This is a genomic window from Solirubrobacter pauli (assembly GCF_003633755.1).
Lineage (GTDB): Bacteria > Actinomycetota > Thermoleophilia > Solirubrobacterales > Solirubrobacteraceae > Solirubrobacter > Solirubrobacter pauli.
The window spans coordinates 1,008,040-1,018,844 of sequence record NZ_RBIL01000002.1; the positions used below are offsets into that span (position 1 = coordinate 1,008,040).

At 70.3% G+C, this 10,805-nt stretch carries 13 protein-coding genes and 1 riboswitch; of the genes, 12 read left to right on the top strand and 1 reads right to left on the bottom strand.

What is annotated here, in order from left to right; translation table 11 throughout:
• Positions 1-11 precede the first annotated feature (11 nt).
• The 6 genes from C8N24_RS24450 to C8N24_RS24470 are packed head-to-tail and all read left to right on the top strand — an operon-like array spanning position 12 to position 5,239.
• On the top strand, positions 12-671 hold the full coding sequence (locus tag C8N24_RS24450) for a hypothetical protein (protein WP_121255082.1): 660 nt from the start codon (positions 12-14) through the stop codon (positions 669-671).
• 16 nt (positions 672-687) lie between these two features.
• The gene (locus C8N24_RS34270) at positions 688-861 is read left to right on the top strand and encodes a hypothetical protein (protein WP_170179383.1); all 174 of its coding nucleotides are present in this window, start codon (positions 688-690) and stop codon (positions 859-861) included.
• Between the two features lie 34 nt (positions 862-895).
• Complete coding sequence (locus tag C8N24_RS34790; RefSeq protein ID WP_211340129.1) at positions 896-1,384, top strand: prepilin-type N-terminal cleavage/methylation domain-containing protein; 489 nt, start codon at positions 896-898, stop codon at positions 1,382-1,384.
• A complete protein-coding gene (locus C8N24_RS24460; protein ID WP_121255084.1) occupies positions 1,381-2,880 on the top strand; it encodes a prepilin-type N-terminal cleavage/methylation domain-containing protein in 1,500 nt (499 codons plus the stop codon). The genes C8N24_RS34790 and C8N24_RS24460 overlap by 4 nt, the downstream gene beginning before the upstream one ends.
• Complete coding sequence (locus tag C8N24_RS24465; RefSeq protein WP_147447966.1) at positions 2,877-3,638, top strand: prepilin-type N-terminal cleavage/methylation domain-containing protein; 762 nt, start codon at positions 2,877-2,879, stop codon at positions 3,636-3,638. The genes C8N24_RS24460 and C8N24_RS24465 overlap by 4 nt, the downstream gene beginning before the upstream one ends.
• Positions 3,623-5,239, top strand: coding sequence for a hypothetical protein (locus C8N24_RS24470; protein WP_121255087.1), 1,617 nt, complete (start codon positions 3,623-3,625; stop codon positions 5,237-5,239). Before C8N24_RS24465 ends, C8N24_RS24470 begins: the two co-directional genes overlap by 16 nt.
• Positions 5,240-5,246: 7 nt before the next feature.
• Here the strand turns inward: C8N24_RS24470 and C8N24_RS24475 are convergent, their stop codons facing one another.
• Entirely contained in the window at positions 5,247-5,636 is a 390-nt protein-coding gene (locus tag C8N24_RS24475) for a hypothetical protein (RefSeq protein WP_147447967.1), read from the bottom strand.
• 82 nt (positions 5,637-5,718) lie between these two features.
• A riboswitch (cyclic di-GMP riboswitch) is annotated at positions 5,719-5,802 on the top strand.
• Between the two features lie 79 nt (positions 5,803-5,881).
• Between C8N24_RS24475 and C8N24_RS24480 the strand changes: the two genes are divergently transcribed.
• The 6 genes from C8N24_RS24480 to C8N24_RS34275 all read left to right on the top strand — a co-directional run bounded on the left by C8N24_RS24480 (position 5,882) and on the right by C8N24_RS34275 (position 10,766).
• The gene (locus C8N24_RS24480) at positions 5,882-6,310 is read left to right on the top strand and encodes a type IV pilin protein (RefSeq protein WP_121255091.1); all 429 of its coding nucleotides are present in this window, start codon (positions 5,882-5,884) and stop codon (positions 6,308-6,310) included.
• Between the two features lie 118 nt (positions 6,311-6,428).
• On the top strand, positions 6,429-7,475 hold the full coding sequence (pilM, locus tag C8N24_RS24485) for a pilus assembly protein PilM (RefSeq protein WP_170179384.1): 1,047 nt from the start codon (positions 6,429-6,431) through the stop codon (positions 7,473-7,475).
• 39 nt (positions 7,476-7,514) lie between these two features.
• The gene (locus tag C8N24_RS24490) at positions 7,515-8,276 is read left to right on the top strand and encodes a prepilin peptidase (protein WP_121255095.1); all 762 of its coding nucleotides are present in this window, start codon (positions 7,515-7,517) and stop codon (positions 8,274-8,276) included.
• Between the two features lie 62 nt (positions 8,277-8,338).
• Complete coding sequence (locus C8N24_RS24495; protein WP_121255097.1) at positions 8,339-9,169, top strand: PilN domain-containing protein; 831 nt, start codon at positions 8,339-8,341, stop codon at positions 9,167-9,169.
• Positions 9,166-9,894 carry a type IV pilus inner membrane component PilO gene (locus C8N24_RS24500; protein ID WP_121255099.1) on the top strand — a complete coding sequence of 243 codons (729 nt, stop codon included), beginning with the start codon at positions 9,166-9,168 and terminating at the stop codon, positions 9,892-9,894. The genes C8N24_RS24495 and C8N24_RS24500 overlap by 4 nt, the downstream gene beginning before the upstream one ends.
• Positions 9,891-10,766 carry a hypothetical protein gene (locus tag C8N24_RS34275; protein ID WP_170179385.1) on the top strand — a complete coding sequence of 292 codons (876 nt, stop codon included), beginning with the start codon at positions 9,891-9,893 and terminating at the stop codon, positions 10,764-10,766. The genes C8N24_RS24500 and C8N24_RS34275 overlap by 4 nt, the downstream gene beginning before the upstream one ends.
• Positions 10,767-10,805: the final 39 nt, after the last annotated feature.

A 10,805-nucleotide genomic window follows, 5' to 3' on the forward strand; every position in this document is an offset into this window, starting at 1 on the left:
CTTCGCGCCCGATGCCTTCCGCTCCACCGCCGGCGGCCGCCGGCCCCAACCGGACGCTCACGATCGCCTTCGAGTCGGGCCGGCGCCTCGCGCCGGACGCGCTGCGCATCAACCCGGCGGGCGCGACGCTCGAGGTCGACGGCTTCTTCCGCGAGCCCCTCAAGCTCACGCTCGGCCAGCTGCACCTCGGCATGATCGACCGCGGCCCGGCCAAGGCCAAGGGGGAGAAGGGCCGCTTCCCGGTTCTCAGACGGCTCACCGCGACGACTGTGGTCCCGCGCGAGCAGGGCATCGAGGGCTGGCTCTGGACGAGCATCGGCGGCTCCGCGCTCACGATCCTGGGCGACGAGGACGCGGCGCCCTCCGGCGCGCTCCTGTTCACCAAGCCGCTGACCGCCGAGCAGCTCAAGCCGACCATGGAGCCGAAAGCGTTCGAGGCCCTGGCCGCCCGGTCGCCGCTCGGCGTCCCGGCCATCCCCGGCGTGCTGTTCCGCGCCGCCGAGCCGGCGAACGCCGAGACGGCCTTCCGCACGTACGGGCTGCTGCGCCCGCTCACGGACCGCGAGGTCCCGCCGACGATGCGCCGCTCGCTGCCGACCGACCGCCCCGCCGATCCGGCGATCCAGGCGCCCACGCGCAGCAGCGGCTCCGTGGCCCCGCCCGGCTTCTGAGTACCCTGCACGACCGATGGAGCACGATCCCGGTACCTGCACCGCCTGCCGCGGCAGCGGCGAGTTGATCTCCGGCCTCGGCGGGGAGCCGCACCGCGTGCGCTGCCCGTGGTGTGAGGGGACGGGCCGCTTCGACGCGGCCCGCGACGCGCAGGCCCCTGCGCGCGAAGGCCACCCGGCGGACAGCTAAAGCGTGTGCGCACCCGGTCGATGACCGGGTGTACATGTCGCGTCAACGCCTTCGCGCCGAGGACGGCTTCGGCCTCGTCGAGCTGCTTGTCGTCATCCTCGTCATCGGCATCCTCGTGACGATCGCGGTGCCCTCGCTGCTCAACCAGCGAGCCAAGGCACAGGACGCGAACGCGAAGGCCGCGGCCACGACGGCGGCCAAGGCGGCCATCGCCCAGGGCACGTCCACCGGCACGTTCGACGGCATCACGCCGGCCGATCTGGTCAAGATCGAGAAGTCCCTCGACGGCGCGCGCAACCTTGCGTTCACAGGGGCCGGCAGGACCTTCACCGTCCAGGTGGAGTCGGTCGACGGCACCACGTTCTCCGTCGCCCGCACAGCCGGGGGCGAGCTCAAGCGCGACTGCACGCCGGCGGGCACCGGAGGCTGCCGCGAGAGCGCGGACACGGCGGCAACCGCTGGTAGCTCGGGTCCTCGCCCCACTCAACCCAATCGCCGAATCGGTCGATGTAGGTCTCGATGAACCACCCCCGCAACCAGGACGGCTTCGCCCTCATCGAGGTGATCGTGTCCGCCGCGGTCCTGGCGCTCATCGCGCTGGCCGTGCTGTCCGGCATCGACGGCGCCACCGCCTCCACGGCACGTGAGCGCGCCCGCGCCGTGGCCGCCTCGCTGGCCGAGCAGGACCAGGAGCGCTTGCGCGGCTACCGGTTCGAGGAGCTGTCCAGGCTCAACGAGGAGAGCACGAAGTCGGTCGGCGACGTCACGTACACCGTCAAGTCCGAGGCCGGCTGGGTCTCCGACGCCGGCCAGGTCGTCGACGAGACCTGCGGCGCCGCGGGCGCCAAGCAGTCCGAGTACCTGCGGATCGTCTCGACGGTCACGTCCAAGCTGGTGGGGACCCGCATCCCCGCGGTGAAGATCGAGTCGCTCGTCTCGCCGCCGGTCAGCGGCTCGCTCGTGGTCAAGCTCGAAGGCGGTGTCCCGAGCCGTGTCCCGGTCGGCATCACGGTCACGGCGATCGCGAAGACGACGGGCCGGACCTACGCCGTGCAGACGAACAGCCTCGGCTGCGCCGTCTTCCGCACGATCGAGACGGGCGACTACACGATCCGCCTCAACACGCCGGGCTGGGTCGACAAGAAGCCGCAACAGCTGTCGGAGAAGTCGGCGACGGTCAACTCCGCGCTGATGAGCGTCGTGACGATGCCCTACGACCGCGCGATCAAGATGCGCGTGAGCGTCAAGACGCTCAGGCCGGGCGCCGCCTTCCCGTCCAGCAACACGTACGACTCGAAGATCAAGACGATCTCGGACTCGGCCGCCGACGTCGACACGCGCCCGTACTCGCTGACCGCGCCCGGTTCGACCTTCGACATCCAGGGCGCGTTCCCGTTCGGCTCCGCCTACAGCTTCTTCACGGGCCCCTGCGGGCTTCAGAGCCCGGTCAAGGCCGGCAACCCGAACTACTTCTCGACGACCAACACGGCGGCGACGATCCTCGGCGATCCCGACTCGGTCCAGAAGCCGCAGCTCGCCACGGTCTACCAGCCCGCGTTGAACGCGCGCATCCGCGCGAGCTCGACCAGCGGGAACCCGACGCAGTCGACGTTCGACGCCACCAACTTCGTGGTGCACGCGGTCCTGCAGACTGGCTCGGACACGTGCGCGGACTTCCCGCCCGTGCAGCTGCAGCCCACGACCTGGCCGAGCGCCTGGGGCGCCAACCCGCTCAACGACGCGAACAAGAACCGCAACTGGCTGGTCCAGTCCGGTGGTGGCTTCGATCCCGGGCTGCCGTTCGGCACCTACCGCATCTGCATCAAGGACACCGCCAACCCGAAGAAGTACTGGTCGACGGCGGGCACGCCCAACAGCAACCCGGCGAACCCGCACTACGACAACACCAAGCCGGCGAAGGTCACCGCGGGCAGCGTCCAGGGCACGGTCGAGCTGCCGCCGGTCAACACGCCCACCAACACGTGGACGACGACGCCCAGCGGCGGGTGCCCGGCATGACCCGCCTCCGCCAAGAAGACGGCTTCTCCCTCCCGGAGCTGTTGACCACGCTGGCGATCGCGATGATCGTCTCGCTCGCGACGTTCTCGCTGATCGAGGTCGTGATGAAGCGCTCGGGCGAGGTCGGCGCACGGGTCGAGACCACCGCCACCGCCCGCACCGCGATGGATCAGCTCACGCGCCAGCTGCGCTCGCAGGTGTGCGTGAAGACGAGCACCGCCAGCGACGCGCGGTCGCTCGTCGCCGCGACGCCGACCTCGCTGACGCTCTACACGGACTTCACCAACGAGACGCTCGTCAACAACGCGCTGCCGGCACCCGACAAGCGCCAGCTCACGTGGGCGAGCAACACGTTCACCGAGACGATCACCAAGGGCACGCGCAACGCCACCACCAACATCGTCCTCTACGGGACCGCCCGCGCACCACGCCCGTTCCTGCAGAACGTCGCGCCGGTCGAGTACATCGGCGGCGACAAGAACAAGCCGGTGATCTTCCGCTACTACCGGTTCCCTGACCCCGTCGCCGGTGCGTCGACGGTGCCGGCCGGGAGCACCGCCAACGTGGAGATCCCCGTCAGCGCCAACGGCGCGCTCGCCGACGCGGACCTGCTGAAGGTGGCGAAGATCCGCGTCACCTTCACGGTCACGCCGCGCAACGGCAGCTCCAAGGGCGCCACCACGCTCACCAACGACGTCTACGTCCGCACGGCCGACCCGAACGCCCAGATCCCGAAGCCCACATGCCTGACCTTCTGAAGCGCCTCGACGCCCGCGCCGAGCGCGGCTTCTCCATGTTCCTCGTGATCATGGCCATGTTCGTCATGTCCATGTTCGTGGCCGCCGCGTTCGCCGCGGCGAACGGCGACCTGCCCGTGGCCGGCGTCGCCACCGAGCGCAAGTCCGACTACGCCGCCGCCGAAGCCGGGCTGCACTACTACCTCAACCGCCTGCAGCAGGACCCGGACTACTGGACCAAGTGCGACACCTCGCCGCCGAACGCGACGGAGGTCAATCCCGTCAACCAGGTGGCGGCCAACCCGAGCACGCTGCGCTGGCGCAAGGTGACGCCGGGCTCGAGCACGGAGCTCGACGAGTACGCGATCGAGCTGCTGCCCGTCAGCGGCTTCACGAAGTGCGATCCCAAGAACCAGGCGTCGTTCGTCGACCAGACGACCGGCACGTTCAAGGTCCGCGTCTCGGGTCGCACGGCCACCGCGTCGAGCCGCGCGCGCCAGATCATCGCGACCTTCCGTCGTGACAGCTTCCTGAACTTCGTCTACTTCACGAACTACGAGAACCGCGACCCGGCGGCCGAGTCCTCCGCGACCGAGCGGCAGCGGCAGTCGACGGCGTGCGCGAACAAGTACCGGTCCGAGCGCGCGACCAGCAACTGCACCGAGATCCAGTTCATCACCGGTGACCAGATCAACGGTCCGATGCACACCAACGACGACAGCGTGCTCGTCTGCGGCACCCCGGCGTTCGGCCGCACGACCAACATGGACGGCACCGCGCGCAACAAGACCGACGCCGCCGAGGTGCGCGGCGGCGCCCCGGGGTGGGTGTCCAAGTGCACGGGCAGCAACCCGACGGTCAACAACATCGCCAACGAGAACAAGTTCGTGACCAAGGCGCGCATGCTGGCGCTGCCCGAGTCCAACAAGATGCTGATCGACGTCGCCAAGCTCAGCTCGAGCCTGTACACCGGGCTGACGTACATCCGCCTCACCGGCACGACGATGACGATCACGAACAACGGGTCGACGTTCACCCGGAACTGGCCGACGAACGGCGTGCTGTACGTGCAGAACGCCGTGACGTGCGAGGGGGAGACCCCGACCGCCGCCGACTACGCCAACGAGCCGACGACGTGCGGCAACGTCTACGTGAGCGGCACCTACGGCAAGTCGCTGACGATCGCCGCCGAGAACGACGTGATCATCACGCCGACGCAGGGCGCCTCGAGCCCCAACATCACGGAGGTCGCGAACACGGACGCGACCCTCGGCCTGATCGCGAACAACTTCGTCCGCGTCGCCCATCGCGTCGAGCCCGGCTGCGGCAACAACCAGTCGCCGGTCTTCAACAACATCGTGATCCACGCCGCGATCCTCGCGCTGCAGCACTCGTTCATCGTCGACAACTACCAGTGCGGCGGGCGCCTGGCGAACCTGACCGTGCGCGGCGCGATCGTGCAGAAGTACCGCGGCCCGGTGGGCACGACGCCCAACACGGGCTACACCAAGGACTACTGGTACGACGACCGGTTCCGCTACCGCTCTCCGCCGTACTTCCTCACGCCCGTGGCCGCCTCTTGGGACGTCGTGCGTCAGCACGAGGTCGTCAAGGGCAGCTAGCGCGTCGCTAGCGGATCTCCAAGGTGCCTATCTGCCGGCCCTCGTTCACGAGGACCAGCGGGTAGGCACCGCGCGTTTGGGCCAGCATCGCGAACTGCGCGGGCAGGCCCGCCTCGAAGGACTTGGTCTGCAGGTCGCCGAGCGCCACGCTCGCCGGGCCGCGGCCCTCGACGACGATCTCCACGTCGTCGCCCAGCTCGGCCTCGATCGTCTGCGGCGTGAGCGACTCCTCGTCGACGTCGATCGTCGCGCTGACGTCGAACTCGTCGGGGTCGTCGGAGATGCCCGTCTGCGCGGTGGCGGGCGGATCCGCGTCCCGCTGCGTGGGCGATCGCGGCGGCGAGACCGTGACGACGAGCACCATCAGGCCGATGATCGCCAGCACCAGAAGTGTCATGCGTCGGGTCAACACCCCATACGAGCTTATCCGGGGTTAAGTCCGTTCTCAGGGGTGCCGATAAAAGGGGTAGCCAGTACCGAGGTGTCAAGGGCAAATCATCCGCGAGGGTGAGGCGCAAAGCCATCGGGGCTCCAGCGGATCTGGAGCCGGCCGGGCTGCCACTTCCGGCAGAACGGGACCAAGGACCTGGCGTGTCAACAGCCCTACAGGCCCAACGATCCCTTCAGGAGGGACATCCCCCAATGCTCCACAAGCTCCGCGCGCGCATGCAGGACGAGAAGGGCTTCACGCTCATCGAGCTCCTCGTCGTCATCCTGATCATCGGCATCCTCGCCGCGATCGCGCTCCCCGCCTTCCTCAACCAGCGCGAGAAGGCCCAGGACTCCACCGCCAAGAGCGACGTCCGCACGGCTCAGACCGCCATGGAGACCTACTACACGGACCACCAGTCCTACGAGGACGCCGACGTGGCCGCCCTCGTCGCCATCGAGCCGGCGCTGACCAACGCCAACGAGCTGACGGTCACCGGCGCCACCGAGAACGGCTACACGCTGTCCGTCGAGTCCAAGGGCTCGAACAAGGTCGTGTACTCGATCGAGAACACGGCCGGCACGGTCAGCCGCAGCTGCGACAAGGCCAACACCGGCGGGTGCGGCGACAGCACCTGGTAGCCCTCAGCGCTCACTGACGTTCTTTCCGCGAAGCGGGCCCCCGGGCCCGCTTCGCCCGTTTAACCCCTGGGGTCCCGGCTCTATCAAGCCGCGGACCGGGTCTGCCGATGGAACACCTGTGTTCCGCAAAAAGCGTTCCCCCCAGAGCAGCGTCGTCGGGCTCGAGCTCGACGCGGGCCACGTCGCGGCCGCCGAGGTCAGCGTCGATGGCGCCCTCACGCTGACCCGCGGCGCGGTCGCCGAGCTTCAGCCCGGCGTGATCCGCGACGGCGAGGTCGCCGACCCCATCGCCCTGGCGGAGGCGCTCAAGTCGCTCTTCGCCGACAACGAGCTGCCCCGGCGGGTCCGGCTCGGCATCGCCCATCAGCGCATCGTCGTGCGCACGCTCGACCTCCCGACGGTGGTCGAGGACCCGAACGCGCTGACCGCCGCCGTCCGCGAGGCGGCGCCGGACCACATCCCGATGCCGATGGAGGAAGCCGTCCTGGACTTCCAGTCGCTCGGCACGGTCGACACGCCGCTCGGGCCGCGCACGCGCGTGGTCGTCGTCGCGGTGCGCAAGGAGATGGTCGAGCGCGTCGCCGCCGCCGTCGACGGCGCCGGCCTCGAGATCGAGGGCATCGACCTGTCCGCGTTCGGCATGGTCCGCGCGCTCGCGTCCGAGCACGAGGGCGCGGTGCTCTACATCAACGTCGCCGGGCTCACCAACGTCGCGGTCGCCAACCGGGACGGCTGCCTGTTCACGCGCGCCTCCGCCGGCGGCGTGGAGACGATCGCGAGCACGCTGGCCGAGCGCCGCGGGCTCACGCTCGAGCACGCCCGCGCCTGGATGACGCATGTCGGCCTCGTCGCGCCGCTCGAGGGCATCGAGGGCGACATGGACCTCGTGTCAGCTACGCGCACCGCGCTCGCCGACGGTGTCCGCGAGCTCGCCGACGGCATCCGCACGTCGCTGAACTTCTACCGCACGCAGGACGCGGCCGAGACCGTCGAGCTGGGCGTCGTCACCGGCCCGGCGATCGCGATCCCCGGCTTCGTGGAGACCCTCGGCGACGCGCTGCGCCTGCCGCTCGAGGCGCGTGTCGTCGAGCACGCCGAAGCGGCCGAGGACAACGTCGGCCGCCTGACCGTCGCGGCCGGCCTTGCCGTCGCCGAGCGTCCCTAGCCCGCGTCCGCACGCGTTGTCCGCCACACTGCACGGCCGATGAGTCTCGGTGTGGCGGCCGTGCTGGCCGCGATCTTCGGAGCGATCGTCGGCTCCTTCCTGAACGTGGTGGCGTACCGGCTGCCCCGGAAGGAGTCGCTGCTCCACCCACCCTCGCGCTGTCCCGAGTGCGGGACGGCGATCAAGCCGTACGACAACGTGCCCGTGCTCGGGTGGCTGTGGCTGCGCGGCAAGTGCCGCGCGTGCGGCGCGAAGATCTCGCCGCGGTACCCGATCGTCGAGGCGCTGACGGGCGTGCTGTGCGCGCTGTGCGTGCTCGTCTACGGCGCCGACAGCGACGTCTGGGCGCCGCTGTTGTTCGTGCTGCTGCTCGTCCCGATCACCCTGATCGACCTCGAGCACCACATCATCCCCAACGTCCTGGTGATCATCGGGGCGGTCGGTGCGCTCGTGCTGCTGCTGGCGTTCAACCCTGACTCGCTCGTTGAGAACCTCGCCGCCGCGGCCGCTGCGTTCGCGTTCTTCTTCCTCGCCGCGGTCGTCTATCCCGCGGGCATGGGCATGGGGGACGTCAAGCTCGCGGGCGTGATGGGCCTCTTCCTCGGGCGGGCGGTCGCGCCCGCGATCTTCGCCGCGCTGATCGCCGGCACGGTCATCGGCGGAGCGATCATCGCCCGCTACGGCATGGCCGAGGGACGCAAGAAGGGGATCCCCTTCGGGCCGTGGCTCGCGTTCGGCAGCCTCGTGGGCCTGTTCGTCGGCGACGACCTCGTCGACTGGTACCTCGACACCTTCACCTAAGGCCCTAGGGGCGCGACCCCAGCTGGTTCAAGACGGCTCCGCGCACTGCCGATAGAAGGGGCGTGAGAGCCGTCAACCTCCTTCCCCCAGACACGCGCGGCGCGTCCAAGTCGTCCGCCGAGCTTGCCACTGGCCCGGAGGCCAAGGGCGGCGCCGGTCCCTTCGTGGTCCTCGGCGTCCTCGCCGCCTGCGTGGCAGGCGTGGCGGGCGTCGTCACCACCGACAACACGATCAAGCAGCGCAACGCCGATCTCGACCAGCTCGCGCAGCGCCAGCAGGCGATGCAGGCGCAGGTCACCAAGCTCAAGCCGTACGCCGACTTCGACGCCGCGGCCAAGGCCCGCGTCCAGACCGTCCGCGACATCGCCGGCTCGCGCTTCGACTGGGAGCAGGCGCTCCGCGACCTCTCGCGCGCCCTGCCGCAGGACGTCACGCTGACCGAGCTCAGCGGTGACATCGCCACCGACGCCGGTGGCCAGGGCGGCGCCCTGCGCACCGCGATCTCCGCCCCGGCGATCACCCTCACGGGCTGCACCGGCGGTCAGACCCAGGTCGCCCGCCTGATGGCGCGGCTGCGCGACGTCGACGGCGTCACGCGCGTCTCGCTGTCGAGCTCGGTCAAGGCGAAGATCGACGACAACACCGCCGACGACAAGGCCACCGAGACCGAGAAGCGCCTGAGCGCGCCCTGCGGCAAGGGCAAGCGCCCGACCTTCGAGGTCGTCATGTTCTTCGAGGGCGAGGCCGCGAAGGTGGCCACGACCCCCGTCACCGCGACCGGCACGGTCAGCGAGACCCCGACCCCGACGCCGACCGCGACGCCTGAGGGCGGCGCGAGCTCCGGCGACGACAGCACCACGACCACGACGACCACCGACGGGGACTCGAAGTGAGCCGCACGTACAAGATCCTGCTCGTCCTCGTCGTGGCGGTCCTCGCCGGCGGGGGCTACTGGAAGCTCGCCCTGGCGCCCAAGCGCGCCGAGGCCGCCGATCTCCAGGAGCGCGTCGCCGTCGCCGAGGCCGAGCTCGCCCAGCAGCAGGCGCTCGTGAACACTTACCGCGGCGCCCAGAAGGACTACAAGGCCAACTACGAGACGGTCGTCCGCCTCGGCAAGGCGGTCCCGACCGACGACGACACGCGGTCGCTCCTCGTCCAGCTCGACACGTCCGCCAAGCGCGCGGGTGCCGGCTTCGACGCCATCAACGTCAACGGCGGAGGCGCCGCCGCCGACGACGGCACCGCCACCGCCACCGCTCCCGGTGCCATCAGCGCGGGTGCGTTCTCGGCGATGCCGTTCAGCTTCGGCTTCACCGGCACGTTCGCGTCGCTGGCCGACTTCTTCGCCCGGCTGGAGCGCTTCGTGTCCCTCAAGGGCGACGCGATCAAGGTCAACGGCCGGTTGATCCGCGTCGAGAGCCTCACGCTCGCCCCCGCCGAGGACGGCTGGCCGGGCATGCAGGCCAGCGTCGGCGCGAGCGCCTACATCGTCCCCGAGGCCACCGACCCGGGCGCCGCGGGGGCCACCCCCTCGACGGCCACGTCGACGACCACCACCACGACCACGACGACGACCGCCTCGGCGGGCGACGGCTCCACCGAGGCTGAGGCCCGATGAACCTGATCACCGACACCTGGCGCGGGCTCGTCCAGCGCAAGCTCTGGCCCGTCGCGCTGCTGCTCGTGGCCGCGGTCGTGGCCGTGCCACTCGCGCTGGCCAAGGAGCCGGAGGTCGAGCCGGTGCCCGCGAACGCGGTCGCCAACGCCGACGAGGGCCTGCCGGCGACCTACGTCACCGCGGCCGGTGCCGAGGAGGAGGCCGAAGAGGGCAGCGTCAAGCGCCGCCGCACGCTCGGCGCCACCAAGGACCCGTTCGAGCCGGCGCCACTGCCGAAGGCCAAGAAGAAGCAGTCCAAGAAGAAGCAGGCGACGTCATCGTCCAAGTCGACCGAGACCTCGTCGTCCAAGGACGGCGGCGGCTCCAAGTCGAGCGGCGGTGGCGGTGGCGGCGGCGGCAGCTCGTCCGCGCCGACCACGCCGGACGTGACGCCCACCCCGACCGCGACGCCGACGCCCCCACCGGCGAACTCGATCCGCGTGCGGTTCTCCAAGGTTGACGAGAACGGCACGTCCGACGAGCCCGAGGCCACGACCGTCCAGCGCCTCGAGGTGCTGCCGGACGAGGAGCACCCGGTGCTCGCGTACCGCGGTCTCGACAACGGCGGCAAGGTGGCCGTGTTCGAGCTCTCCGGCAACGTCCTCGTCGAGGGCGACGGCGAGTGCCTGCCCACCCCGCAGGACTGCCAGAACCTCACGCTGCGGGCGGGCGAGACCGCGTTCGTCACGGTCACCGACACCGGCGAGGAGACCGACGCCCAGTACCAGCTCGACCTCGTGAAGATCAACGGGAAGGGCAAGGCGAAGGCGTCCTCGCGCAAGCTCGAGAAGGCCGACGACAGCCGCCTGCGGACCTTCAAGGTCCAGCACTAGAAGACCTGCGGCGGGAGCCGATGAAGCGGACGGCGGGCC